28 protein-coding genes and 1 pseudogene are annotated in these 25,831 nt (G+C 36.3%); 9 read left to right on the top strand and 20 right to left on the bottom strand.

What is annotated here, in order from left to right; translation table 11 throughout:
- Positions 1–245: 245 nt before the first annotated feature.
- Positions 246–569, bottom strand: coding sequence for a hypothetical protein (locus tag E1I69_RS12830; protein WP_136379992.1), 324 nt, complete (start codon positions 567–569; stop codon positions 246–248).
- 167 nt (positions 570–736) lie between these two features.
- Here E1I69_RS12830 and E1I69_RS12825 point away from each other — a divergent pair, with 167 nt between their 5' ends.
- On the top strand, positions 737–1,459 hold the full coding sequence (locus tag E1I69_RS12825) for a hypothetical protein (protein WP_136379991.1): 723 nt from the start codon (positions 737–739) through the stop codon (positions 1,457–1,459).
- A 117-nt stretch (positions 1,460–1,576) separates the two neighbouring features.
- Positions 1,577–2,374 carry a hypothetical protein gene (locus tag E1I69_RS12820; RefSeq protein ID WP_136379990.1) on the top strand — a complete coding sequence of 266 codons (798 nt, stop codon included), beginning with the start codon at positions 1,577–1,579 and terminating at the stop codon, positions 2,372–2,374.
- A gap of 103 nt (positions 2,375–2,477) precedes the next feature.
- On the opposite strand, the gene E1I69_RS12815 is transcribed toward E1I69_RS12820, so the two are convergent.
- The 9 genes from E1I69_RS12815 to E1I69_RS24960 form a co-directional block, all read right to left on the bottom strand.
- The gene (locus E1I69_RS12815) at positions 2,478–3,254 is read right to left on the bottom strand and encodes a HipA family kinase (protein WP_136379989.1); all 777 of its coding nucleotides are present in this window, start codon (positions 3,252–3,254) and stop codon (positions 2,478–2,480) included.
- Positions 3,235–4,338, bottom strand: a complete 1,104-nt coding sequence (locus tag E1I69_RS12810; protein ID WP_136379988.1) for a glycosyltransferase family 4 protein — start codon at positions 4,336–4,338, stop codon at positions 3,235–3,237. The genes E1I69_RS12815 and E1I69_RS12810 overlap by 20 nt, the downstream gene beginning before the upstream one ends.
- A gap of 43 nt (positions 4,339–4,381) precedes the next feature.
- Positions 4,382–5,332 carry a hypothetical protein gene (locus E1I69_RS12805; protein ID WP_136379987.1) on the bottom strand — a complete coding sequence of 317 codons (951 nt, stop codon included), beginning with the start codon at positions 5,330–5,332 and terminating at the stop codon, positions 4,382–4,384.
- A 268-nt stretch (positions 5,333–5,600) separates the two neighbouring features.
- Positions 5,601–5,816, bottom strand: coding sequence for a hypothetical protein (locus tag E1I69_RS12800; RefSeq protein ID WP_136379986.1), 216 nt, complete (start codon positions 5,814–5,816; stop codon positions 5,601–5,603).
- A gap of 104 nt (positions 5,817–5,920) precedes the next feature.
- Positions 5,921–6,268 (bottom strand): DUF1360 domain-containing protein, encoded by a 348-nt coding sequence (locus E1I69_RS12795; protein ID WP_136379985.1) that lies wholly within the window; start codon positions 6,266–6,268, stop codon positions 5,921–5,923.
- A gap of 103 nt (positions 6,269–6,371) precedes the next feature.
- Complete coding sequence (locus E1I69_RS12790; protein WP_207308546.1) at positions 6,372–7,649, bottom strand: UDP-glucose dehydrogenase family protein; 1,278 nt, start codon at positions 7,647–7,649, stop codon at positions 6,372–6,374.
- A 1-nt stretch (position 7,650) separates the two neighbouring features.
- Positions 7,651–8,478: a UTP--glucose-1-phosphate uridylyltransferase gene (locus E1I69_RS12785; protein ID WP_136379983.1), complete on the bottom strand. Its 828-nt coding sequence runs from the start codon at positions 8,476–8,478 to the stop codon at positions 7,651–7,653.
- 155 nt (positions 8,479–8,633) lie between these two features.
- Positions 8,634–9,866 carry an MFS transporter gene (locus E1I69_RS12780; protein ID WP_136379982.1) on the bottom strand — a complete coding sequence of 411 codons (1,233 nt, stop codon included), beginning with the start codon at positions 9,864–9,866 and terminating at the stop codon, positions 8,634–8,636.
- 284 nt (positions 9,867–10,150) lie between these two features.
- Positions 10,151–10,429: a DUF3231 family protein gene (locus tag E1I69_RS24960; protein WP_242634590.1), complete on the bottom strand. Its 279-nt coding sequence runs from the start codon at positions 10,427–10,429 to the stop codon at positions 10,151–10,153.
- Between the two features lie 124 nt (positions 10,430–10,553).
- Here E1I69_RS24960 and E1I69_RS24955 point away from each other — a divergent pair, with 124 nt between their 5' ends.
- Entirely contained in the window at positions 10,554–10,745 is a 192-nt protein-coding gene (locus E1I69_RS24955; protein ID WP_242634589.1) for a hypothetical protein, read from the top strand.
- Between the two features lie 139 nt (positions 10,746–10,884).
- Here E1I69_RS24955 and E1I69_RS12770 read toward each other — a convergent pair whose 3' ends face one another.
- On the bottom strand, positions 10,885–11,499 hold the full coding sequence (locus E1I69_RS12770) for a hypothetical protein (RefSeq protein WP_136379981.1): 615 nt from the start codon (positions 11,497–11,499) through the stop codon (positions 10,885–10,887).
- Between the two features lie 172 nt (positions 11,500–11,671).
- Here E1I69_RS12770 and E1I69_RS12765 point away from each other — a divergent pair, with 172 nt between their 5' ends.
- Complete coding sequence (locus E1I69_RS12765; RefSeq protein ID WP_136379980.1) at positions 11,672–12,124, top strand: hypothetical protein; 453 nt, start codon at positions 11,672–11,674, stop codon at positions 12,122–12,124.
- 92 nt (positions 12,125–12,216) lie between these two features.
- Here E1I69_RS12765 and E1I69_RS12760 read toward each other — a convergent pair whose 3' ends face one another.
- Entirely contained in the window at positions 12,217–13,239 is a 1,023-nt protein-coding gene (locus E1I69_RS12760) for an anti-sigma factor (RefSeq protein WP_136379979.1), read from the bottom strand.
- Positions 13,223–13,756 carry a sigma-70 family RNA polymerase sigma factor gene (locus E1I69_RS12755; protein ID WP_136379978.1) on the bottom strand — a complete coding sequence of 178 codons (534 nt, stop codon included), beginning with the start codon at positions 13,754–13,756 and terminating at the stop codon, positions 13,223–13,225. The genes E1I69_RS12760 and E1I69_RS12755 overlap by 17 nt, the downstream gene beginning before the upstream one ends.
- A gap of 164 nt (positions 13,757–13,920) precedes the next feature.
- Here E1I69_RS12755 and E1I69_RS12750 point away from each other — a divergent pair, with 164 nt between their 5' ends.
- Positions 13,921–14,361: a GNAT family N-acetyltransferase gene (locus E1I69_RS12750; protein ID WP_136379977.1), complete on the top strand. Its 441-nt coding sequence runs from the start codon at positions 13,921–13,923 to the stop codon at positions 14,359–14,361.
- A 116-nt stretch (positions 14,362–14,477) separates the two neighbouring features.
- On the top strand, positions 14,478–14,888 hold the full coding sequence (locus E1I69_RS12745; protein ID WP_136379976.1) for a GNAT family N-acetyltransferase: 411 nt from the start codon (positions 14,478–14,480) through the stop codon (positions 14,886–14,888).
- A gap of 99 nt (positions 14,889–14,987) precedes the next feature.
- On the opposite strand, the gene E1I69_RS12740 is transcribed toward E1I69_RS12745, so the two are convergent.
- The 5 genes and pseudogenes from E1I69_RS12740 to E1I69_RS25405 all read right to left on the bottom strand — a co-directional run bounded on the left by E1I69_RS12740 (position 14,988) and on the right by E1I69_RS25405 (position 19,178).
- Positions 14,988–15,584, bottom strand: coding sequence for a class I SAM-dependent methyltransferase (locus E1I69_RS12740; RefSeq protein ID WP_242634588.1), 597 nt, complete (start codon positions 15,582–15,584; stop codon positions 14,988–14,990).
- A gap of 175 nt (positions 15,585–15,759) precedes the next feature.
- Positions 15,760–15,912, bottom strand: a pseudogene (locus E1I69_RS12735) (NUDIX domain-containing protein); the annotation flags it as partial.
- A 498-nt stretch (positions 15,913–16,410) separates the two neighbouring features.
- A complete protein-coding gene (locus E1I69_RS12730; RefSeq protein ID WP_136379975.1) occupies positions 16,411–16,893 on the bottom strand; it encodes a hypothetical protein in 483 nt (160 codons plus the stop codon).
- 185 nt (positions 16,894–17,078) lie between these two features.
- On the bottom strand, positions 17,079–18,668 hold the full coding sequence (locus tag E1I69_RS12725) for a DUF1835 domain-containing protein (protein WP_242634587.1): 1,590 nt from the start codon (positions 18,666–18,668) through the stop codon (positions 17,079–17,081).
- A gap of 369 nt (positions 18,669–19,037) precedes the next feature.
- Positions 19,038–19,178, bottom strand: a complete 141-nt coding sequence (locus tag E1I69_RS25405; protein ID WP_347561815.1) for a DUF2935 domain-containing protein — start codon at positions 19,176–19,178, stop codon at positions 19,038–19,040.
- A gap of 206 nt (positions 19,179–19,384) precedes the next feature.
- Here E1I69_RS25405 and fabI point away from each other — a divergent pair, with 206 nt between their 5' ends.
- The gene (fabI, locus tag E1I69_RS12715; RefSeq protein ID WP_136379974.1) at positions 19,385–20,164 is read left to right on the top strand and encodes an enoyl-ACP reductase FabI; all 780 of its coding nucleotides are present in this window, start codon (positions 19,385–19,387) and stop codon (positions 20,162–20,164) included.
- A gap of 41 nt (positions 20,165–20,205) precedes the next feature.
- Here fabI and E1I69_RS12710 read toward each other — a convergent pair whose 3' ends face one another.
- A complete protein-coding gene (locus tag E1I69_RS12710) occupies positions 20,206–22,053 on the bottom strand; it encodes a monovalent cation:proton antiporter family protein (RefSeq protein WP_136379973.1) in 1,848 nt (615 codons plus the stop codon).
- 25 nt (positions 22,054–22,078) lie between these two features.
- Positions 22,079–23,458, bottom strand: a complete 1,380-nt coding sequence (mgtE, locus tag E1I69_RS12705; protein WP_136379972.1) for a magnesium transporter — start codon at positions 23,456–23,458, stop codon at positions 22,079–22,081.
- A gap of 287 nt (positions 23,459–23,745) precedes the next feature.
- Between mgtE and E1I69_RS12700 the strand changes: the two genes are divergently transcribed.
- Together E1I69_RS12700 and prpE are read left to right on the top strand one after the other, a co-directional pair.
- Entirely contained in the window at positions 23,746–24,921 is a 1,176-nt protein-coding gene (locus E1I69_RS12700; RefSeq protein ID WP_136379971.1) for an FtsW/RodA/SpoVE family cell cycle protein, read from the top strand.
- A 78-nt stretch (positions 24,922–24,999) separates the two neighbouring features.
- On the top strand, positions 25,000–25,737 hold the full coding sequence (gene prpE / locus E1I69_RS12695) for a bis(5'-nucleosyl)-tetraphosphatase PrpE (protein ID WP_136379970.1): 738 nt from the start codon (positions 25,000–25,002) through the stop codon (positions 25,735–25,737).
- Positions 25,738–25,831: the final 94 nt, after the last annotated feature.

Genomic DNA, 25,831 nt, shown 5'->3' with positions numbered 1-25,831 from the left:
TCATCTGCTATTTCTCATAACCTTTCATCACTGTACAACACTGATTAACGATTACCAATATTATTAACGTACCTTTTTACACCCACAGCCACCGGACTTCTTTACTGGTTTATTTTTTTGACTGGAAGAAAAAACCTTAGCACCTGTGAGATTGTTCTTTTTATTCACATTCATAATTATTCCTCCATAAATTGGTATAATGTTAGTATATGTCCTTATTGCTCATATTGTTTTCCACGTTCTGCTTATTTTTTATTTTTTTCATGGATGAGATTGTTAAAGAACCATTCATTTATCATACCATCAGATTCTTTATTTATTGGACGTGATTTTTGGATTTTGCTGATGGGCTCAGCAGACTTTTTTTGTGTTGTTTCGCGATTATTAGATGAAATAAACTGTTGTTTTAGCAGCTCATTTTCGGAACGTAATTGGTTGATTTGTTCCCTTAACTTTTGATTTTCGAATAGTAATTTGTCTTTTTGAATTGATTTATATTTTGATAACTCCGCCTGTAAATGGATAATTTTTTGCTGTAAAATCACTGGATTACTAGAATTACGATTCACTTTTAGCCCCTCCTCATATCTTCCCTTTACTTTATATAAAGTATTGATTCTACATATCATATGAGCAAAATTCCGCTAATGTCACAGCACACTTGACTATCTAAAACATACTATACAGTAGCCCCAATACCCAAAGGGTTATTACAACAAAAAGGAGGAACACACAAGTGGGTTCAAAACATCATAACCATAATAGAGACACAGAACGAGTTTGTATACTAACAAGAAAAATTTATGACTGGATCACTCGCCAGATTGACGTAGATCTTACATTCACAAATAATAGCAATCTTCCTGTAAAATTCAAATGTCATGGTCAAACAGAGCGCACACTAGAGGAACTTTGTAATTTTCTAGACCAATTTGATGACGTTTCAGTTAATTGCTTCTTAAGCGACAAATTTGGTCATCCGATTGAAACCGGATTCCAAGAGAATCATCAAGTTTCAGTAACAGAAATCGGGCAACGCCAACCAGTTACGGTCACATTACCAAATGGTGACCAAGTCACATTACAACGAGTGAAAACTCTAGTAAGAGGCTTTATAGGAGTAGAAATTCTAGATGATATGAATCGTGTTGTATGTGAGACAAAACATCCAATTCCATTCGTAACGACTCAAACATTCTTATTATGCGCTCCTGAAGGAACAGACCTAAACGTACATGTATCATTAGCTGAATGCGATGCAACATTAATTTGTGAATCAGATATCCACCAACTAGACATCAGCCTTACTCTTTGCCTAGAGGTTCAAACCGAAGCTGATGTGAAGCTAGAAATTGAAGCTAGACACTGTCATCCACGTGAAGAAATCCTAGAAGAAATCGTATTATGTCCAACAGAAAAATTCCCACCACAATGTCCAGAAGTTTTCCCAGCTCACTAAGAAGCACTGGTTAAACTAGACTGTTGAATCATCAACAGTCTAGTTTATTTTTGTTAGGTCAAAAAACACAAATTCATTGTTACTTACATAACTTGTAGAGGAGAGGAGGGATACCTTTTGAAACCAAGACAGCAGCAAGGTCGTCAGGAAGACAGTATCCAACTGAAGCAACGAATCATTCATTATCAATCTGAAATTACATCCTATGAGCATAAACTGAAATCCCTTCAAGGAAGTATCGAAAAAGAAAAAGTCCGGAATCAATATTTACAGGAGAAATTATATAAAATTGAGGACCAACAAATTGAGACCTATCAGAAGGAAATATATGAATTAAAGGAAAAGATAACCCAGCTTGAGGTCGAGCTGGAGGAGGAAAAGAAACGCACAGCACAGCTTCAACAAAAAGTTGTTTCAGCTAAACCGATTGCCGTGGCACCAAAGGAAAAACTTGTCGAAGCCTTTGCGAACATTCAAGCCCATTTTGCTTATTCAACCATTTTACCGTCTACGGAGGACGATGATATTACCATCATTGGTGATTTCATGATTAAAAATACAGGGACAAAAGCGTTACATGATATTATCGTTTGTATCAAATTAGCCCCTCGAGAATCAGGCACCTTAAGTGGAAAAATTGTAAATAAAAAATCACAAAGCTTTATTGAATCCGAAATTGATTGGGTCTTTTTACATGAAAACTGGAAAGAAAAAATTAAGGAGAACGGAGAATACTGGATTAAATATGTAGATCCAAACCCGCTCCCACCAAACGATACCATCATCTTCTCTCAGTTTGGTATTAATCTACCCAAGAATGAAGACAGTCATTCGGTTGTGGTAGATGGGTTTGTATATAGCAAAGAGCTGCCGAAGGGAATCTTTTCACTTAATAAAATCATAGTAAACTATTAAAGGGCTCTTGGAATGAAGGACGTTTACTAGTTTCATACTCTTGGATATTCCCTTCATTCCTTTATGGAGGGCTCAACAAAAAGGACAGCGGTGAGCTGTCCTTTTATGGTTTTGAGTGAAGGGGTCGATAGCGCGATTTGATAAAGTCCCGGATCAGTTTATGGAGAACCATATCTCTACGACATACCAAATAATCAACAACTTGCTTTTTCTCCTCTTCCGTAATTCCCCAGTCTTCTGGTGTGAAGTCAACAATTTCGTTTAATAAGTGGATAGGAATTGATTGAATGATAGATAGCTGGTCATAGAAATCCTTTTCATCCTGAATGAAGTCTGCGATCAATTCATGTGTTGCACTTTTCATAAGCTTCCTGCAATAGGTTGAGAGATTTGTACTATCCCAGGCAAATGAGCCAAATAGATCAGCATGATCAATAATATAAAGTTTGTGATTTCCCCCGGCAACTTCTTTAAATAGTACGTTTTTCTTCGTCCGATCAAGATTATACAGCCAGTAATCCATAATAATGATTCCTGCAAGCTGTTTGCGATTGATGACATTCGGAGAAGTTAGTTCATGAGCATTTTGGCAATTTGGGATATACTCAGTTGCGAACTGTGTGTTTGTCTCTTCAACAAGCTCTCCATCGGTAAGCTCACTAAAATAGGTTTGCGGGATTTGTACAAAGCGGCTTGGTGGAATTGGAAGTTGTAGATAGCGTGCAATGGAATAGCCAACCCATTCATTAAACAACACCTTTTCTTGGCCTTCCTTTAAAAATTTCACGATGTACTGTTTTCCATTATCAAATGAAAAGAGATGGGCGTTATTCGATTTTCCTTCAAATAATTGATGATACTTAGTTGGTTGGATGCTCATCACCCCCAGTCAATTCCCGAAGTAATCTTACATAGCTTTTCGCACATTTTTCGATGGAGAAGCTTAATTCTACACGTTCGCGGGCATTAGTGGATAATGTTTGATAATACTCAGGTGCATCGATAATTTGATAGATTTTTTTCGCTGCATCTTGTGCATTTTCTTCAATATACAACAATCCTGTCTTCCCATCCTCGACAATTTCAGGAATGGATGAGATGCCTGGAGCGACAACCGGTACACCACAGGCCATTGATTCAATAAAGGTATTTCCGAACGACTCTCCCTTTGTCGTGGCTATTGTGCATCCTTCTGATTGTCGAATCTTTGAGTACATATGTGGCATTTCTTGATAAGCAACCACCGGATACCATTTTATGATATCTGTTAATCCGTGATCTTTCCAATAAGTCTCAAATTCATCTCTTTGTGCACTATTGGCTCCACCAATAATCCAAATTTCAATATCATTCCGTTCACTTTTGATTCGATGTGCAATCTCCATTAAGAGTTTCCAGTTTTTTCGACCATCTAATCTGCCGATATAGGCAACTACCTTTTTCCCTTTTGGAATAATAGGTTCCTTTTCTAAGTGGGTTTCTTCGGGATTAAGTGGTTTGAAAAACTCTGTATCAATTCCGTTATAGATCACCTCATAAGGTGCATTTGAATCGATTAGAATGGATGCGAGACGCTTTTGGTGATGAGAGGGAACGATCATTCGGTCTGGCGTGACCTCGTCAAAATCAGGAAGATGACGAGTTAGCTTAAGAATTTCTGGAGTACGGGCCTCCAGTATCAGAGGCCCCTTATAGTTTGCTTTTCGAATCCATTTATAGCCCTTTTTCGTGTCACAAATAATAATCACGTCATATTTGTTTTTTTGAATAATATCCACAATTTCTTTTTTATCATTTGTTAGATAGACGGTCGCAACATCGTCCATGATGTGCATCCCACCAAGGTCTTTCACATACATAAAATCCGTTTCGATTCCATATTTTTTAAAATAAACGGCTCGATTTCGCCAGCCTGCGTTCACGCCCCCAACAGTTAATAAACGCCATATCACTAAAACCTTCAAGTTTAGCCTCCTTTCTGTACATTTTTTTATTTATATAACTACACTATTTCTTTTGTTTTTTCTTTTTAGAAGATGATGTGTAAATCCTTGTTTTCTTCTTATCTTCCTTATTGGATAAGGAACTTCCCTTTTTGTCCTTCTTATCCTTTCCATAAATATATTCCCGTTCAAGCTCTTTTGCATTTGCCTTAACATGTTCAATGTCTACTCCTCGTGCTGTTAAAGCCTTAATCCATTGCTCTTTGTGAACCTTTCTTACAAGATCTTCAACTTTTGAATCCCACTCTTTTTTGCCTGTTAATAGTATTTTTTCTTCTTTTTTGAGTTTCTTAAGCTTAAAATTTTCTTTAGAAAAGTATTTCTCATGTAATACTGTTGCGTATTTTTCCATCTGGATATATTTCTGCCACTCATCATAAAGTGTGGGGGCCAATTCTTTTACATGTTCTAAAAACATTTCTTGATATTGATTTCCTAAGCTATTTAGTAGTTTTCTGGGATATGGATAGACCCGATTTCTCCACACCGTTGTACCCACATCAAGAACCTTTAGATTTCCATCCTCTTGCACAAAAATATGGCGTTTATGATGATCAATTCTTTCAAGTCCAATTTCCTTATAGGTGGTTAATAAATGAATTAACTTTACAGATAAGTTTTTTGTTAATGGTTGGGATTGTAAATACTCCCGTAGATCGATTCCATAAACCATTTCCATGGCAATATATTTTGCTCCACTACAGAATACCTTTGGGAAAAGATCTGTGTGTTGGCCAAGGTTTAGTGCGTATAGCTCTCGCGAACAAACATCTTCTTCCCCATATACCTTAACACAGACACCCTCATTCACTTGAAATACAGCTCCATGTACACCCTTTCCAATCATTTCAAGTGCTGTATTATTATGGACTGTAACTTCCGCGTTTTCGTGTGCTTGAACAGTAATGCTATTTACATAATTCTCTATTTCCATACAGTCGACTATATGATTCAATTCGATTTCACCTCGTAACGTTTTACGTTGTATTTTATCAAGAATCCTTAATATAGATTTTTATTGAAAAAGACTATCAATATATCATATTCCTAGGATTTCAGCTCGTGTAGGACATATTAATTAGAAAACCCAAATTTTTACGGTACTTTTTAAAAAGCCTCAGTATAATAATTCAGTTCCGTTTACTTTTTGCTTCAAAAAAAACGAAGGCATCGAATTGATACTTTCGTTTTTTTTGTTATGCCTCTTGGGCAATTTAGTAGAATTATTCACGTCTGCTTATTTGATCTAAGACACTTTGAATATCGCTAATGCTAGCGTTTGGGCCAATTGTAATGTTCAAGTCACTCATTTTTATATCCATACCCAATACCTGAATGGATACGCCACCTGGTGCATTCAAATTCAATACATTCTCTGTATTTGAGCGTACTTGATTTAAACTGTTATTATTGTTTTTAGATGATTCACTTTTCCCCATATTCTCACCTCTTTACAGTTCCTAATTCCTACTATATGGAAAATGTCTATCTTCTGTATGGACAGGAGTGTAATTTTAGGAAAATGTGTATTTTACCTAGAAGACTAATTTAATAGTCTCGTAACACAGGTTTCGATGATGGCAGCAAGACCAGCGATTGCGAAAATAACAATAAGCGGTTCTGAAAGGGGGGTATAAAATACGTAAAGAAGATAAAGAAAGCCCGTTGCCCAAATTCCGGTACACCAATAACAACTCAAGAGCTCACCAATCCATCTTCTTAACCCGGTTCCTTTAAGCTGAATATATTCTTCAACAGTTCCATCTGGTAGCTCTTCCTCAATCATCTCGTGAAATGGTCGCCGAATAAATTCTGTAATTTTATCAAACACTAATAATCTTGTCAGGCGAAAACTGGCTAAGCCAAGTAGAATAAACTCAAAAACTGTCAAATGTATCTCCTCCTTTTCAGGTAGAACCGCGATTCAAAACTTATAGAATACCTATATTAATAAAATATGGTCATCATGTTGATTGCATGATGACCATTTTAGGTTATGGCTTTCCAATACCTTCATAATTAAATCCGAATTTGACAAGTTCTTGTTTATTTAGAACATTTCTTCCATCAAAAACGTATGGTTGCTTGACAGTACTTTTCACCTTTTCCCAGTCTAATTTTAAATACTCTTCCCAATCTGTAATTAGTAACACTGCATCCACTCCGGCTACTGCATCAAGTACGTCCTTACACTGCTTCACATAGGGATTAGAGAGTGTCACGATTGGATCATGTACCTTCACGGAACAGCCTTTACTTGTCAGTTCATCAAGTATAACCAAGCTAGGTGATTCCCTTGTATCATCGGTCCCCGGTTTAAAGGCTAATCCCAAAACCGCAATACTTTTATTATCCAAACCGCCTATTACTTTTTCAACCTTTTCCAAAAAGTAAAATGGTTGTGATTGGTTAATCGCTTTCACTTCTTCTAGAATGGATAAATCCATACCCTCTGCCTTTGCTATCGTAATTAACGCACTGACATCCTTAGGAAAGCATGAACCACCATACCCAATTCCCGCTTTCAGGAAATGTGGTCCAATCCGGTGATCGAGACCGATTCCTTTAGATATTTCGTCAATATCCACCTGCATGTTATCACAAAGCCTTGCAAGCTGATTGATAAAAGAAATTTTCAATGCAAGAAAGGAATTCGAAGCATATTTAATGAGTTCTGCTGCACTTGGGGTTGTTTCGATAAATGGAGAGTTTTCCGCTGCATATAATTGTCTCATCATTTCAAGGGCCTTTTTACTAGAACTTCCAATTACCACTCGATCGGGGTGAAGGGCGTCATAGACGGCCGACCCTTCTCTTAAAAATTCAGGATTTGATACAACATCAAACGGGACCTTTCCATTTTCAGCTTCAATGACTGTTGTTACTTTACTTGCTGTTCCAACTGGAACTGTGCTTTTATTGATAACGACCTTATATTTGTTCATATAGGTCCCGATCATTTTTGCTACTGAATATACTGCATTAAGATTTGCACTGCCATCCTCGTTCTTAGGTGTTCCTACACAAATAAAAATAAGGTCATTCTGCTCTATTGCCGTTTTGACATCTGTTGTAAATGAAATATTCTTTTCGGTAAGATGTTTCTTTAATAATTCGGGCAACCCTTTCTCATAAAAATGAAGCCTTCCCGCCGACAATGCCTCTACTTTTTTATCATCAATATCTAAGCCTGTTACAATGTGGCCTTTTTCACATAATACTAAGCCGGTTGTGGTTCCAACATAACCTGTTCCAATTACCAAAACATTCACGTTACTCCCCCTGCTCCCCATGCTTTAATGTATATATCTTTTGTACAAGCTTTATATATTCAGCTTCCTTTGCAATATCAAAACGCTCACTTGCAATCTCAAGGCCATAGGCGGGCTCTGATTGGAGCATGAGCTTTATAGCGTCTGTTAACTGAACTTCCGAACCAACACCTGGTTTGATTTTTTCTAAGCATGAAAAAATGTTAGGCTTTAAAATATATCTTCCTGTTACAGCTAGGTTAGATGGTGGATTATTTTGCGGTTTTTCAACAATATCATAAATTTTATATAGGCGCCCTTTTTCTCTTTTCTCTACCTTAACAATCCCATAACTATTTAGGTGCTTATCAGCAACCTTTTGCAAGGCAATAACATTTTTTTCATAATTTTTATAAAAGTCTATTAACTCTTCTAATGGATTTTCTTTGTTAGAAAGATAGATTTCATCCGGAAGTAAAATGGCAAACGGATCATTACCAACAAATTCCTTTGCTAAGGATACAGCATCCCCTAATCCCTTCGGATAAAGCTGCCTCGTATAATAAATTTTCACCTTTGGAAGTTTCAATGCGTCGAGAAGATGTTCTTTATTTTGCTGTTCTAAAAATGCTTCTAATTCTAAGGATCGATCATAATAATCAACAATTAAGTTTTTTGTACGTGAGACAATCATGAGGATTTGCTCTATACCCGCATTCACAGCTTCTTCAACAATATAGTCAATCGCTGGGCGCCCTCCGATAGGGAGCATTTCTTTAGGAAGTACTTTCGTCATTGGCAATCCCCGTGTACCAAACCCTGCGGCAGGAATAATAGCCTTTTTAATCATTTAGTTGTCTCCCCCCTTCTGTTATTATTCAATTTATTCACGAGTTGTCTTAGAGGAAGTTGTCCAGCTTAGAAAGGGCGAGTAAATGGGTAAATGCATAAGTGGTTTTATTGACAAAAAAACCACGGAATAAGTTCCGTGGTTTAAGATTTAGCCTATTTACTCATTTTTTGGAATAAAGAATCTGTCCGAATCCGCTTAGGCGGTTTAATAAAAAACAAGACAAGAATGGCTGCAAAGGCTGAAATACCTGCGACAGAAAAAAACAAAACATCATGGGAAAGCTTCATTAAAATAGCAAAAACAGGTGGTCCGACAGCAACACCAATAAACCGCGCACTACTATAAATTGAAGTAATTGTACCTCTTTCATCTTTTTCAGTACCATGCGTGATCAATGCGTCTAGGCTTGGAAGTGCAATCCCAATTCCAATGCCACAGAAAACAAGACCAACGAGGAAAACATATAAGTTTTCCGTATAACAAATCGCAAAGACAGCTGCAGTGTCAAGTAAAAATCCAAAGAAGACAATCCATTTTATCGCATTTTTATCATCGCCAAGTTTCTTTCCCGTGATAAATGAGGCGAGGCAAAGAGCTCCAAGTGGAATAGCCAAGATGAGTCCCTTAATAACCCCGTCGATTCCGTATTTATCTTCTAAGATCGATGAAAGGAAAAAAAGCATTCCAAACAGAATATACATACAGATTGCACCGACGATAAATATACAGATCAGCCAACGACCTTCTTCTTTTAATGTTCGCTTTATTTTTTTTAGAAAATATTTAAATTCAGAGGTGTCAACCTCGTTATCCTTTGGCGTATGCACCATAAATTGAATCAATAGGATTGAAATCAAACAAAAAATCGGAAAAGCAAAAAAAGGCATATACCAAATCGTAGCTGCTAAAATGGCACCTAAAATAGGGCTGAGAACCTTTCCAAATGTATTAGATGTTTCGATTAATCCAAGTCCTGTATTCACATCTTTCTCACTTTTACACATATCCCCTACTAATGGTAAAACAATCGGAGAAGCACCCGCAGCTCCGACTCCTTGTAAAAGTCTCCCTATTAAAATTAGGATATAAGGACTTTCAAAAAGCCATGAGGCAAGACCTGCTATTAATCCTCCAATTGCCGCAATGATCAAACTTGGAATAATCACTTTTTTCCTACCAATTCGATCAGAAAGGAAGCCAGCAATCGGGATTAAAATAATGGCAACAACAGAATAAATCGTAATAATCAAGCTGGATTGAAATGATGAAATTTCGAGTTCCTTTTCCATCATTGGTAATACTGGAATCAGCATAGAATTGCCCAAGGTCATGACTAATGGGATGGATGCAAGGGAGAGCACGCCCCATTTTTCTTTTTTACGCATTCTCCTATCTCCTTCGGAATTCTAAATAGGTTATATTACAATTAACTTATCCTTAAACACCTATAACTATGCAAAGAAGAAGAGTATCCTTAAAGGATTTCCCTATCAATTCCTATATCGTATTAGATTTAATTCATTGGGAATTATAAATGTGAGTAAAAACTTCGGATTCATTTCCAGTTTATTTAATGGTTCAATCGTTAACAATTCTGTCACCCAAAGGTCGATTACAACGGAAAAGAAGCAGTCTCTAACTGCCCCTTTGAATTGCTGTTACTCATTTTTCAATCCTTGGCTAATTCCTTTCGGTTTGCAGCCGTTGGTGGTTTTTCTAACCATTCATTTTTTATCATGATGTTTCGTCCATCTTCTGAGAATTTCATAACTTCTGTTAGTAGCCGCGAATAATCAACAATCAAATCGCTTCTTTGGCTCTCCGATATAGATACCCCATAATTCCCTATGCCTGCATATTCCATCAAGCTAAAGTGAAAAAGCATCAGTCTATCAGAAAATGGAGCTTCGGTTGAATCGGTTACCCCTTGATCAATTGTCATCGGCACTGGCAAAGAATTATTCGTTAAATAATCACCAAAAACTTTTATATATGCTTATTTGCAATTTCTTTTCCCCTCAAAATATAGTCACGAACCTTTTTCGAACCAGCACTTGCTATTAGAAAAAGGAATGGCAGTCCGTCCCCCTTATATTCCTTATCCGAAAGAAATTGAATATATTCAAAAACAATATTTTGTTTTAGAGGGACTTGGGAATGGCCGCCCTCCAACAGGCATAGAAATTGCGAATCTATATGGTAATATACAAACGAACCAGTTAGGAGCTGGATTAGCTACTGCTTTTAGCCTTTGTAAAAAATAGTGGCACATCAAAAAAAAGCATCCAGAGCGCTAAAACAGCCCTAAACTCATCATTTTCCATATGAATACGAAAAAGGCTTTGCAACTAATCACAGCAAAATATCTTATATTACATAAAACCACGAGTGGAAAATAACAATCTAGTTGCCCATTGTTATAACAACTTCCAACCCTGTCGGTTTTTCAAATGGTAATTTATATTGTTTAAAAACCAACTTAAGTTCAGAAGGATCGTCGGGTAAGGCTGGTGATACTATGAATGTAAAAGATTCATGCCCCCTGGAGCCCCCACCACCCTCGTTGCGACAATCATAATCAATCGCTGTGCCTTCTATCGAAAGATTAAAGAGATTAGGTTCATGAAGCCTTCTCGGCATATCATCATCAGTATCCTCCCTATCAATATTAAAATGAACGATGCTGGCATTTTCATATTGACGTACGAAAGTTACCGAATAAAACACATCATCTAATTCAAATGATTTTAAAATTGGGATATTCCTAAGGAATCCTTGTGGCTCCACAACAGGTCTAAAAATTTCTTCATTTAGGAAATGGGCAAAAACACTATTTAAAAAGTCATCATAAAAATTATATTTTTCTGCCCAGCTAGAAATTAATTTTTTTGTTGGAAAACCAGGATTATTATTAGAAAGCACTTTCCGTTGTTGCATTAATTTACATATTTGTTCATCGATTTCTTCAATTCGTTTATCATAGTGATCTGTTGGTGGTTCAAATGGTAGTCTTTTCATTTTAAGCCTCCTTGGTAATTTTATTTGAATTCAAAACTTATCTTTTACCTAACTGCACCGGGTTTCTGCACAAGTCAATTTTAACATGTTTTTCCAAATTTAATACTATACATTTAATTGTTATTATAAGCTGAAAATACTCTTGATTTATTATATTTCGGGAGGAATACAAATGAAATATATTGTTGTCGCTATAATTAGTGTTCTTGCTGTTGTATGTAGTTCCTTTTCAACAAGTGCCGCTTCAATAAAGGAACTGCCGGTAACCCAAACCTCTGGCCACTGGAAAGTAACCCTTGGAAAAGCTGAGACGGATCAAGTAAAAGAGGAGAAGGATGTTTTCAACCTATATAGTATTGATATTAAAAATGTCGGCGAAAAGGTATATGATCTAACTTTCGAAGTATATCGTGATGAGCCAAACTCCAAGACGATGCTTGGTTTAAGTTATGTTTCGTCATCAGACCAGGACTTCTATCATCATACAAACCAACCGGTTTCGATAGAAGCAAAGCAAATTGAAGTCATCGTTACCTGGATAGAAAAACCGTATGAACAGTTAACTGATGGTAAAAAAGTAGTTGGACAGAAATATAAAGAATCATTTATATTTTACCAAGAATAGAAACAAAGCCCCTTTATTGGGGCCTTTCGATCTTATAACAAACTGTTAATCTATCTAGCTCTGTTGGGTCATTACATATTTCAACCTATCCTTTAATCCATAAATTCTGATTGATCAGTAGGCTCCCAATTCCATAGTTCTACTTCACCTAATTGTTCCCCTTGAATAAATGATTCCTCTTTTAGTTTTAATAATTCTTTAACAGGACCTGTTACAACAGCACCATATACGGTAAAACCTTCCTCTTGTAAATATTGATATTTTTCCTTTAAATGCCCAAGACCCAGGAACCGCTCATAATAACTTTCTGCCTTCCCTAGGAGTTCTTCCATGTTATCTAACATTAACTGTTTACTTTCCTTTACTGAACTTTCATCTAACCTGTTGATCCTTAGCGTTTGATGAAAATTTTCGTCATGATCAATTCCACCTGTTAACCCAATTACATCTGAAACCATAATCAAATTATTACTACCGCTCCAACCGTATGGCTCGAAATTTACAAATTCCCCTGTGTATAAGGGCATCCACAAAATATGAATATCAAATTCCCGTAAATTCGCAATTAGTTTTTCTGATTCCATAAAACTATCAGTGGAAAATGCTAACTCTCCAACTGTGCCTTCAGGTAACATCTCTAATGGTTCCCACACATGAGGTGATGTATTAGCGTCTAGCTTCCTATTTGTACGTGGGTCTTCAGGGAGAGAAAAGGAAAATTCACTTAATTGTTGTAGACCGGGATGTGAATAGGTAATATTGGAATAATGACTGGAGAGACGCTTTGTTACTTCTGCCTCACCGATAACAAGGTCCTTAATCCCTACCTTTTTAAGTAAATTATAGGACAATCGCTTTGTACCGAATGAAGTCATTTCCTCTTCCTTAATATCGAAGTCCCCACGTACATTTGGAACAGTCCACTCAAGTGCAAGACTTGAATAATACATAGCTTCCTTTCCCACATCCATTTTATCAGCAATTATATTTACAAATATCATATAGATAGCATATATGAACAACACCACTAGCAATATACGGATAATCCGGAACGCTAAGGTGAACCTTGACTTTTTTAATATTCGTTTTTCTAAATCCTTATTCCACCCTGTCATATTCCCACCCTTTCTTTTTAGCAAGAAACGACAAACGCTTTCTTGCTCGATAAAGTGTTACTTTCACTTGTTCTTCTGTAAGTTGTAATGCTTCCATTATTTCTTGATAACTAAATTCCTCAAACTCACGTAAATAAAGGATTGACCTATATTGTTCGGGCAAAAAGGATAACAAATCCTCCAGTTGCTTATGTTGTTCTTGCTTTAATAGAGTTTCTTCCGGTATCCCATACGGACTAACCATTTCTTCTTTCGATGAGAAAATGGATAAAAAAGGAATATACTTCCGTCGATTTTGCTTTCGCCATTCATCCAAATATGCGTTCCGTGCTACCTTAAACAGCCAAGCACGTGCTTCTTCCCCATCATATTTATGTAAAGATATAGTTGCACGAACGAAGGTTTCTTGCGTTAAATCCTCTGCAAGCTGTGCCGATCCACTTAATTTTAAAAGGTAAAAATAAAGAGGCTTTGCATACTGTTTATATAAATTTGATAATTTTAATTGATTTAGCATCTGACCCCCCTCTTTATCCTTACACTATTTACACGTTTACCTCTTGATAATGTTACAGTATTTTTATAAAATTTTAACAAAAATATATTTAACCTGCGATATTTTCCATTTAGAGGAAATTCACCTTTTAATAAAATGATTTTACAGGATCGGAGAGAGAAACTATGTTAGAGGTAAAAACCATCGAACCAGAAATGACCTATCATTTAAGACAAACTGTTTTACGTCCAAATCAATCAATTGATGAATCCAAGTATGATACAGACCATGGGGACTATGCATTTCATATTGGTGCATTTTATCAAGAAGTCCTAATAAGCGTTGCATCCTTTATTCGAGATAGAAATCCGGATTTCCCTATTGAAAGTCAGTATCGTTTAAGGCAAATGGCAACCCTTGAAGAATTTCGGAAGTTGGGAGCAGGAAGAGCAGTTGTTACCTACGCAGAAAATATTATCAAAGAAAGGGGGATTTACTTTTTATGGTGTAAAGGCAGAACAAATGTACAAGAATATTATAGTAAGTTAGGTTTTAAAGCACATGGTGAAGTTTTTGATTATCCGCCAATTGGTCCACATATCGTGATGTACAAAAAAATTACATAACTATCGTTCTACTATCTAGAATGGCGATTGGATCCTTTTATTTATATACACTTTGTTATTTTAAAGTATTTTTTACATTCTCAACTTATATCTTTTGCACACTGAAGGAGAGACAAATGGAAACTATTACTCAAATTTCTTATAAAGTTAATGAACCAATTAAAGCGGAAGAACTCTCAAATATATTCAAAACATCTGGAATAAAAAGACCGACTGATGATTTGAAGCGACTTCAACGAATGATCGAAAATTCTAATCCTCTGATTACCGCTTGGGATAATGGCCAACTAATTGGTGTTGCTAGAGCTATTACCGATTATAGTTATTGTTGTTATCTATCCGATTTAGCCGTTAATAAGAATTATCAAAATAACGGCATAGGTAAAGAAATGGTAAGATTACTACAAGAACACATCGGCGAAGAAGTTGCCTTACTTCTTTTGTCTTCGCCAATTGCAATGGAATACTATCCTAAGATTGGTTTCGAAAAAATAGAAAATGGTTTTAAGATTCCAAGGAAAAACTAGCAACTCAGGAGTGGCGTTTAAGTCACTTCTTTTTTGCTTACTCCTCTTTACTAAATAAAATCTCTCGTATTCAAGAAAAGATTTTTCGCCAAAGACCCCTTATTTTTCGCAGCAGAAAATAAAAGATTTGGTGTCTTCAGCTGCATGTTTAAACTCCCAATCCCCATACACTTGGATATTCGAAAATCCTGCTTGTTGCAATGACTCATAGAATTCTTCCTGTGTTCGGAATTTTAATTGCATTTTTTCATGAATTATTGTTTCGTTTGTATCTGTATTTTTCACAGTTTCATAAAACGTGTAAATACCTTCTACAAACCCCTCGTATTCTGTCCAAATTTCAAGTCGCTCACCAGTCTTCTGATTTTTAGCAATATCAGGCGTCATATCTTTTTCCCATTGTTCCCGCACTCTTGCTAATGGGTTGCGTGTATCAAAAATAAAATATCCTCCGGGTTTTAATGCTAGATATGCGTCAGAAATGACAGATTGCCAACTTTTATCTGTAAGGAATACTTGTGCAACATTTGCGGTCATTATAATAGTATCAAACGTATTTGTATGTAAATTTGAACTATCGCCTACAAGCCAAGTCAAGTCGCCAGGATACTCTTTATTTTTCGCATATTCAATTGCTTCTACATTCGGGTCGATAGCAGTAATACGATAGCCCACTTTCGCAAAATGAGAAGTCAATCTGCCTGTTCCACAGCCCAAATCAGCTATTTTTTTAATAGAGCTAAAAAGAATTCATCGTCTTTACCCCATTGATTAATTTGGTCATATACTAACGGAATCATTAATTTACCTACTTTCTATATCCTAAAAAATTAAAAGAATGAATGGGCTGGCTATCTTTAGTAGTGTAATAATCAAACGCTTCTCTTTTTGCTGCGTCTTCTGGGGTTTCCCCATTCTCGACACCTCCACCAGGAAAAACATAATATGCTGAACCATGCCTAATCCTCTGAATTAATCCAACCTTACCATTTTCAATTATTACATCCGAGCCTCTATTTCTCATATTCCTTCCCTTCTCTACATTCAAGCTTTTTTGAAATCTAGCCCCACCACATTACACAGACAAATACTGACCATAGAGATACAAATATCCCTAACATGCCAAAAATTAATATGTAGAAAGGAATAAATTTATCATCCATTTTTTCAAACTTGATCATCAAATATGCTATTAAAGGGGTAACGAAGTAAATGAGGATACTACTAACCGTAAACGCGGTTAAGTAATACACAGCATTATTGGTATTAGTTATGTTTTCCAAAAAATAGGCAAGTGATTGCCCGTATATACCAAATGTCGTAGCAATAATTATTAAAATCCAAATAACATAATGACCTTTATACAATGCCGACTCCCCCATAATAACCACAAGTTAATTCATTATTAGTGTAATATTACACTAATAATAACAAATAACTCCACAATTGGAAATAGTCTTTTTTAAACTAGCCATCACCATTACTTTAGATGAACGTAAAAAAGACCGCTAATCCAACGGTCTCATAATCTACTAAAAAGCATTATTTTTTTATCCCTTCTGAATTTCAATATTTTTGCTAACAATACATATACAAGTAAAATTGAAAAGTAGGAAGATAAATTCATTAAAGGTAACAGTAAATTGAAAATAGTTAAAGTTGTAATAAAGTAGAACACAAAACTAAACATCAAAATACTGATTACCAGTATAAGATTGTATTTGAAAAACACCCATAATTTGTTGGTGATAATAGAAAGTATACCCATAACAACAAACAAAATTATTGAAGAGATTTCAATTCTCTCTGACCATTTTCCATATTGCATAATACTTTCTATATTTTCTGGAGTTAATGTGTCTGCTTTTGCCATCCAGACATCAGACATTTTTATTCTATAGTTCATTAATAATACATAAGCAGTATAAATAACTAACATTAAGATTAAGTAGATGTGGAAATTTCTATTGACCTTACTTCCAGTTAATTTTTGAATTAAACCCAAGTGAAGCCCCCCTTTTTCCCATTATTGACCATATCTGTTTAATTTTATAATAACATTATTCAATTTTCTGTCAATTATCTTTATTATTCATATCTGTTGAAAAGCAACAATCTTTTAGAAAATATCCTTATTGAAGTAAAAGGAGGTTTACAAGAGAACGAGGTTTCATGGGGCCTTTCATATCCTTACCGCAGTTTAACACCGTAGTGCCTCATCGATTTTGGTATTCCTTTTAACTCAAGGACCCCACTATAAATTAAATGCCGAATTCTATACTCTAAAAAGAAAGCATTGATCGATTCGTTCGTCCCTGAAAGGATTTCTCCAATCACCATTCCCGCCTTGATAAAGTCCTTACTTTCCTGCCCATGATGCAACATTTCAATGGTTTTTATGATCAGTGGATCATAGTTATTTTCATTAACTTCTGCTATTTCATGGTCCCTCCATAGACGCAGGACTTCCTTCGATTGTGACAAGGATATCCATTCCTTATGATATTGATTTATATCCTGATCAGATAAAGATTGGGACTTGCTGTTTTTTTCGTAAAGCCATCTTAAATCTTCAGGTTCGATGTGTCCTGTATGGAGTACCGTTTGACCATTCAAGTTAGGCGCTATATATCTTTCATATAGTTCGGTGGAGTTGATAAGATAAATAACATTTGTTTTATTCCGCAATAAATATAGAAGGAACCTCAGCCCAATTTGTTCATCGGCATTATTGCCATACCAAATGTATATAGGATTTTGCCCGGGAATATCTTCTATCTCGCGCAATGCATTGGCAAATTTATTTTCATATTCATAATCATCCCCTTCATAATTGATATGTTCATATAACCATTCATTTCGAAGCGTTTGTCCCACTTTTTCATCTAACTTCCACAATGGTCCAATCGAAAGGGAGTCAGGTAATCCAATCACAACCTTGGGTCTTTCAAGTCCAACTCTTAAGATTCCTGCTGCTGATTCCGAGGAAACAAGATGTACCGTACTAGTTTTATAACCTGCCTCATCAAAGCCTGCTGAAAAAGTATGTAATTGGCGATATTTTTGTATGTATTTATTAATTTTTTCGACCATGAGGGTCATATCGCTTTGCTGCATAAGATAACCTTTTCCTTCAAGTGGAGCGCTATTTTCATGGGTAAATGTCTCAAACTCATCTTCATGATTTAATTCAAACGTTTGCAACTCCCCACTTTCAATCCAATCCGAAACAGTTAAATAATGATTTGTTTCCATTTTATATACGAACACGACATTAGGTTCCATCAAAAAATAGATAAACGGATAATTAACTTTAGTCTTTATTGCAGCCAGCCCCTTTGAAATCCACTTAGAACAACCAGTATTAAGGCCATCCAAGCAATTGAATTTAATCCAAACAATAAGGTTACTAGTGAAGCACAAAAATGAAGAGTATATCAAAATCTTTCTCATATTCTTTTCAACTTTCACCGAAAACCTCGAACTGATTACTCCACCAAATATCAATCCAAGAAAGAATGCGGTATTAATATAGCCCCACCATGCCTCTGTAACATGTAGCACTTCATTTACAAATCCATAAAGAATAGCTGCCACCCATACTACATTTGCAATAGCTTCAATAAAAAAGATGACATGTATACTGCGAAAGATAGGATTTTTCCAAATTGTATGCCAGCCTTCTTTTAAAGCTTCTCCTGTACTCTGCTTCTCATTTTTAACCCGGAAAGGCGTTTCGTCTACAATTCCTTGCATAACTATTGTAGATATTACAAACAAGGCAAAGGTTAACCAAACATTATTCTACCCCTTTATTATCAGTTTTTAAAATTTTGATAAAAAGGGAATTTTACAATGGACAAGCCCCCTACTTTTTAATTTACTCATAGATATCTAATTCTTTACTAATTCGAAGTTACTTTTAACAAAAGGTTCCAACTCTCTGGGTAGTTATGAAAAGGGAATATTCCAAGCCAATTCGCTATAAGCCATATTAACATTTCAATGATTTCATTGTATCAAATCATCTTCACTACTTGCACCTTTCATCTCCATAAAAAAGAAGTATAGCCAACTTTCTTAATTGAAAGTTGGCTCTGCCCGAAATTAAAGTTAAGGGAAATGCATTGTTTTCCATGGTAAGCTCAATCAAGTAATAATTCCGTCTTCTAAGTTTCTCCACAGATGATGGGCTTCCCTAGCTATATGTTCCAACAAATCAGGTGGAGATGTTGTGGCAATTGCACATCTTTTGATAAGGTCATCCAGTTCTAATTTAAATTCTTCCAGACTTCAGTCTCATAATGGCTAATTTCCCTGTCAAAAAATCGACCATGATCAAAATCATTCTGGCCACTAAAAATTTTATTATCTATGCAAGTTGCCGCGGAAACCCTCTTGGGTTAAAATAAAATTGATTTAATTAGCATCAGATACTAAAACCAGGTATAATAAATAGAGAAGAATTAATTATTGATGCAGTCATGGAGGTAACAATGGAAGATTTAATTCAATTAGATGGAAAAAATATTGTTGTTATGGGCGTAGCCAATGAAAGAAGTATTGCGTGGGGGGTTGCTGAATCACTATATAAAGCTGGAGCAAAAGTTATCTATACTTATCGTCTAGATCGTTCACGCGAAAAGCTTGAAAAACTATTAGAGAAATACAACTACCCGGCTGAAATGATTGTTAGATGTGATGTAAACAGTGATGAAAGCATTTCACAAGCATTTACTGATATCGGTGAAAAAGTAGGGACAATTCACGGACTAGTACACTCTGTTGCATTCGCCAATGCAGATGACCTAAAAGGTGATTTTATTGATACATCACGTGATGGGTATGCATTTGCACAGGATACAAGTGCCTATTCATTAGTAGCTGCCGCAAAAGCTGCTCGTCCATATTTAGCAGATGATGCTTCTATCATCACAATGTCTTACCTAGGTGCTGTGAGAGCTCTTCCTGGTTACAATGTAATGGGAATCGCGAAAGCATCGCTTGAAGCATGTGTCAGATACCTTACATTTGACCTTGGAAAAGATGGTGTTAGAATCAATGCGATTTCAGCTGGTCCAATCCGTACATTAGCTGCCAAGGGTGTACCAGGCTTCAATGACATTATGAAAATGATTGAAGAAAAAGCACCACTTAAGCGAAATGTCACAAAAGAAGATGTTGGTAACATGTCCGTAGCCATGCTAAGCAATCTTTCACGCGGAGTGACTGGCGAAGTGATTTACGTGGATTCAGGATATAATATTGTTGGCTAAACAAATGAGGGCGACCATTTAATTGGTTCGCCCTCTTACTTTTAGAATTCTAAATCCACCTTCAACTCATCCACATACTCCCTAGAGCCGGTCACAATTAATCGGTCACCTAGCAGAAGCTCTGTATCCCCATGTGGAACAATAGAATCTTTGCCTCTAAAGATTCGAACAAAGATGACATCTCCAGTAAACGGGAAATTCCGAAGCATAGTTCCATCATAAAGACCATTGTTCATTTCAATCTGATACAAGGAATTTTCCTGATTTGTCAGGATCGTCATAATACCTGGTGCCTCAATTAGCGCACGAAGTAATGTATTGGTAGACATTAATAACGAAAATACATCAATATTTTGTTCCTTGAGTTCCTCGCCAAGTTCACCCGATTCAATCCGTGCGATAACACGATCAACACCACTTTCCTTCGCGAATCTTGCAATTTCAGCATTTTGTTCATCAGACCCGGTTGTAATAACTAGAATATCCACATCAAACACATTCGAACTTTGAAGACTTTCGATTGAATAATCTTCGAGCCCGACAATATCAAACACTGAATCAGAATGTTTTTTATCAATTTTATCCTGCGTCGTATGATAAATCGTCGTATCATACAGTTTGGAGTTCAACTCTCGAATCACAGGTAATGACATTTGGTTTGCACCAATAAAGGCGACGCGAATAACAGGCTCTTCGTCCAACTGCTTTGGAAAAAGCTTTTTAAACCCAATTGGTGAAACAATACTGGCAATAACCGCAACTAAGATTAATGCACCCGACATTCTATCATCAATGATTCCCATTTTCTCCCCAACAGTTGCTGCTGCAATGACCAGAGACAATGTTGATGTTAACAAAGCACCGGCTCCAATTGTCGTTCGCCAATCATACCAGCGCTTAATATATAGGATTGGAAGCATTTTTGAAATCGCTAAAGCAATAAATAATAATGGGATGAGCAATAAGATTTTTGGATCTTGGAAAAGCGCCCATAGATCGAGCTCAACCCCAATCATTACAAAAAAGATCGGAATTAAAAATCCATAACCAAATGAATCAAGCTGTTGCACCATTTCATGATTTGGTGACAATAATGAGACTAATACACCGGCCAAAAACGCACCTAAAATATTCTCTGCACCAATTGTTTCAGAAAGAGCAACTAAAATCATGATGAGTGCAAAAATCGCTCTTGTTCCAATTTGAACGGTTCCCTTTGACATTGTTTCAAGAAAGGAACGATTCTGAAACCTCTTTCCTACTAAATATAGGAGTACCCCTGCACCAAATAAGATTAACAAGAGCCACATATTGCTCTCTCCGCCTCCGTAAATAGAGGCAAAAACAGCAAGTAAAATCATGGTAACAAGGTCAGCCACTACTGCAATTAGCAGGATAATCTGACCAATATTTGTTTTCATGATTTGGGCATCCTTAAGGGTCGGTACAACAACCCCTAAAGAAATTGTTGATATAATTAATGTCATTAAGAAGGCATTATCCGTAAATCCTGTCCAAACAAAAAGATAGGATAATAGAAGTGATAAAATAAAAATTCCTGCAAATACAATTAAGGAAACGAGAAAAGTACTTGGAGCCTTTTTACCACTTGGCAGGGTTTGTTTCTTTTTGCCTCCTGCAAAAGCAGAAAAGTCAATTTCAACCCCACTTAAAAACATTAAAAAAATGAATCCTAATGTCGATAATGTTTCAAGCCACATATCAGGTTCAACCACGTCAAACCCACTTTTTCCAATAATGATTCCCATGATAATTTCTGCTACAACAACAGGGATTACCCGAAGTTTAAATCTATGTAATAACAGTGGTGTCAAGAAGGCCACCACCATCACTACGACTAATGATGTTAATGAAGCACCATGTTCCATGTTTTACCCCCAATATAATAAATTTTTAAACAAGATAGCCCATAAAAAAGGTGGCTAATCCAAAATAAATTAAAATACTAATAATGTCATTAATTGTCGTAATAAAAGGTCCGGACGCAACTGCAGGGTCTACCTTTAACCGATGCATAAGTAACGGTACAACTGCACCAGCAAGCGTTGCTACAATCAGCGTAATTAAAATTGAAAAACCAACTAATAATCCTAGAAAAAAATCACCTTTCCAAAAATAAACAACGAACATTATTACCGTTCCACAAACAGCCCCAGTTATTACACCTGTCCCGGCTTCTCTCAGAATTAACAGCCATTTATTTTCTTCTTCATCCTCACCAATCGCAATTCGACGAACAGCCACAGCCAATGCCTGTGTTCCAGTATTCCCAGCCATACCTGCAATTAACGGAATAAAAACAGCTAAAATGGCAACTTGATCTAAAGTTGCTTCAAATCGTCCAATAAGGCTTGCTGTCATCATTCCAAGGAAAGATAAAATAATCAACCATGGCAATCTCTTTTTAGCAGATGTAAAAATACTTTTATCAGCAGAATCCACATCTGAAATACCCGCAAGTTTTGAGTAATCATCAGATGCCTCTTCATCAATAACATCAATAATGTCATCTACGGTTATGATCCCTAATAAGTGATTTTGAAAATCGATAACCGGAACTGCTAAGAAATTATAATCCTTCATCCTCCGGGCGACCTCTTCTTGATCTTCGCTAACAGACACAGATACAACACGGTCATTCATAATTTCATGGATCATTGTATCGTCATCACTTATGAGCAAATCACGAATTGAAATGACACCAACAAGCCGTTTCTCTTCATCTATTACATACACGTAATAAATTGTTTCAGCACGTGGAGCTTCCTTTTTTAAGATGTACATAGCTGATTTCACAGTTTGATTGGCGTGTATTGCAATAAATTCGGTAGTCATAATACTACCGGCTGTATATTCCTCATAATGAAGAAGCTGTTTAATTTCACCTGCTGCTTCATCATCCATAATGGTCAAATAACTTGCGACCTGCTCTTTACCTAATTCATTCAATACGTCAACTGCATCGTCCGCATACATTTGTGAAAGCATATCCGCGACAAAAGTTGGGTCCATCTCTGATAAAAGCTCTTCATATTCATTCTCATCGATCTCAAGGTTTTCAAAGACCTCTGCCATTTCTGTTGGTGATAAAAAAAGATATACGCGCATTCTAGCATCTTTCGGTAACTTTGCATAGAATTTTGATCTTTCATATGGGTGAATTTCTAAGAAAACAGCGCGGAATTCGTCGATATTCTCATTTTGAAGAGCCTCCAGCAATTGCTCAGTTTCTAATTGTTGTTGTTCTTTTTCGTTTACTTCATGTTGTAACATGTTCTTCCCCCCCTTACAACTGAAAAACAAAATATTAACATACATTTGGCAAAAATGTAACATACGACCATTTACTTTTTGTGGGAATTTGTATATCATTAAATTTTTAGTTTGCACGATATAATGATTTGCAATCACTCTAAAATAAGCTAAGATAGAATTGGCTCATGAAAAATGCGCTAGGGCGTACATGGAGCTGAACTTTATCTTTTAAAATACAGGATATTGTATAATACCCTGATTTCTATGATATAAAACTCGTGTGAGATTAGAAAGGATTTTTATCCATGAATAAAGACAATACTCCACAAAAAATTGATTATACATTGTTGTTTATTTTATTTCTAATGGCCATCGTTAGTGCCATCGCAATCCAAAGTGCACAGCCTTTTTTGCCAGAAAAGCTTAAAAATATAAATTTCGCAGCCCAACAACTTCAATGGTATGTGATTGGAATTGTCGCCATCATCGGAACAATGGTTATTGATTTTGACCGTTTCAAAATGATTTCCTGGTATTTATATGGATTCGGGATGGTATTATTATTTGGGCTTTTTGTTGAAAAATATATTGTTGACATTCCCTTTGCCTCAAAAGTAAAAGGGGCAACAAGCTGGTACAACTTTGGTTTCGCAAGCTTTCAACCATCTGAGCTAATGAAGATTATTATCATTATTGTATTAAGTAAGATTATTGCGGATCATCGTGAAAATTATCCGATTAATACGGTTAAGGACGACCTTCTTCTCATAGGAAAAATTTTACTAGCGTCTGCCCCACCGATTGGTTTTTTAGTGTTACAGCCGGATATGGGGATGACCATGGTCTTTATGTCAATCATTGCAACAATGATTCTTGTTGCAGGTATTAAATGGAGAATTATTTTTGCAGGCGTATTTTCAGCTGTTTTTGTAATCTCATTAGGTGTTTTCCTATACTTCAACTTTCCAGACTTTTTCTTTAAGTACATTATAGAGGACTACCAGATGAGCCGTTTTTATGGATGGCTCGCTCCTTTTGCTACTGCTAGTAACGAAGGGCATCAGTTGGTTCGCTCCCTTCTCGCCATCGGGTCTGGTCAGTTACACGGCAAAGGTTTTCAGGAATCCGAGGTTTCCATTCCTGAAGGACACACCGATTTTATTTTTGCCGTGGTTGCCGAACAATTTGGATTCATTGGAACAAGTATTATTATTTCCTTATTCTTCTTATTAATCTATCGAATGATTCATATTGCACTCGAAAGTCATGATCCATATGGAAGTTATTTATGTGCGGGTGTAATCGGAATGATCACTTTCCAAGTATTCCAAAACGTTGGGATGACAGTCGGAATTCTACCAATCACTGGCCTTCCACTACCGTTCATTAGCTATGGAGGTAGTTCCCTTGCCACTTATATGATTGCTATTGGAATTGTATTAAATGTTCGTTCGAGAACAAAGAAATTTATGTTCGACTAAAACTAGAAATAAAATCACGTTATTCTTCTTATAATAGTTGGAGGAGTGACGTGATTTTTTTGTAGAGAGGTGCTATTGATGAAAATAGATGTAATCGGTGACATTCATGGTTGTTATCTGGAGTTTAAACAATTAACGACGAAACTTGGGTATTCGTGGGATACTGGGATTCCACTACATAATGACCGACTCCTCGCTTTTGTGGGAGACTTAACAGATCGTGGTCCAGAATCATTAAAGGTAATTGATACTGTGTACAGGCTCGTCGTTCAGGAGAAACAAGCCTATTATGTACCAGGGAATCACTGTAATAAGCTATATCGATTTTTTCTTGGGAATAAAGTCCAAGCTACACATGGATTGGAAACAACCGTGGCTGAATTTGAAGCTTTAGATAAAAAGAAACAAGAATCGGTGCGAAGTCAGTTTATTGAGTTGTATGAAATGGCCCCTCTTTATGAAAGATTGGATGATGGAAAATTGGTCATTGCCCATGCAGGCATTCGTGAGGATTATATTGGGCGCAATGATAAAAAGGTAAAAACCTTTGTGTTATATGGGGATATTACAGGCAAAAGCAACCCTGATGGAACACCGGAAAGACGTGATTGGGCAAAGCTTTACAAGGGTACATCATGGATTGTATATGGACACACGCCAGTAAAGGAACCACGATGGGTCAATCATACAGTGAATATTGATACCGGTTGCGTGTTTGGAGGAAGCTTAACAGCTTTAAAGTATCCGGAGATGGAGACTGTCTCAGTACCTTCGACAATGCCGCTTGTATCGGAGAAGTTTCGGGAAATTGGGTAAGTGGTATGAACTAATATCTGAGTGACATCATCTTCCTCATTTCTGGATTTTCGTGTCACTCCACATTGATTCGAAGGACAACAACTTCCTAATT

It is taken from the genome of Bacillus timonensis (assembly GCF_004799755.1).
In the GTDB taxonomy this organism is placed as follows: Bacteria; Bacillota; Bacilli; order Bacillales; family Bacillaceae_L; genus Ferdinandcohnia; species Ferdinandcohnia timonensis_A.
This window is presented reverse-complemented; position numbering and strand designations above follow the sequence as displayed.

Coding starts and splice junctions, on each gene's coding strand:
- E1I69_RS12710 (WP_136379973.1), bottom strand. CDS start 22,053: ATGGAACATGGTGCTTCATTAACATCATTAGTCGTAGTGATGGTGGTG.
- E1I69_RS12760 (WP_136379979.1), bottom strand. CDS start 13,239: ATGACAGGGTGGAATAAGGATTTAGAAAAACGAATATTAAAAAAGTCA.
- fabI (WP_136379974.1), top strand. CDS start 19,385: ATGGAAGATTTAATTCAATTAGATGGAAAAAATATTGTTGTTATGGGC.
- prpE (WP_136379970.1), top strand. CDS start 25,000: ATGAAAATAGATGTAATCGGTGACATTCATGGTTGTTATCTGGAGTTT.
- E1I69_RS12770 (WP_136379981.1), bottom strand. CDS start 11,499: ATGAAAAGACTACCATTTGAACCACCAACAGATCACTATGATAAACGA.
- E1I69_RS24955 (WP_242634589.1), top strand. CDS start 10,554: ATGGCAGTCCGTCCCCCTTATATTCCTTATCCGAAAGAAATTGAATAT.
- E1I69_RS12755 (WP_136379978.1), bottom strand. CDS start 13,756: ATGCTAAATCAATTAAAATTATCAAATTTATATAAACAGTATGCAAAG.
- E1I69_RS12815 (WP_136379989.1), bottom strand. CDS start 3,254: ATGAGCATCCAACCAACTAAGTATCATCAATTATTTGAAGGAAAATCG.
- E1I69_RS12800 (WP_136379986.1), bottom strand. CDS start 5,816: ATGGGGAAAAGTGAATCATCTAAAAACAATAATAACAGTTTAAATCAA.
- E1I69_RS12750 (WP_136379977.1), top strand. CDS start 13,921: ATGTTAGAGGTAAAAACCATCGAACCAGAAATGACCTATCATTTAAGA.
- E1I69_RS12765 (WP_136379980.1), top strand. CDS start 11,672: ATGAAATATATTGTTGTCGCTATAATTAGTGTTCTTGCTGTTGTATGT.
- E1I69_RS12745 (WP_136379976.1), top strand. CDS start 14,478: ATGGAAACTATTACTCAAATTTCTTATAAAGTTAATGAACCAATTAAA.
- E1I69_RS12780 (WP_136379982.1), bottom strand. CDS start 9,866: ATGCGTAAAAAAGAAAAATGGGGCGTGCTCTCCCTTGCATCCATCCCA.
- mgtE (WP_136379972.1), bottom strand. CDS start 23,458: ATGTTACAACATGAAGTAAACGAAAAAGAACAACAACAATTAGAAACT.
- E1I69_RS12700 (WP_136379971.1), top strand. CDS start 23,746: ATGAATAAAGACAATACTCCACAAAAAATTGATTATACATTGTTGTTT.
- E1I69_RS12785 (WP_136379983.1), bottom strand. CDS start 8,478: ATGATTAAAAAGGCTATTATTCCTGCCGCAGGGTTTGGTACACGGGGA.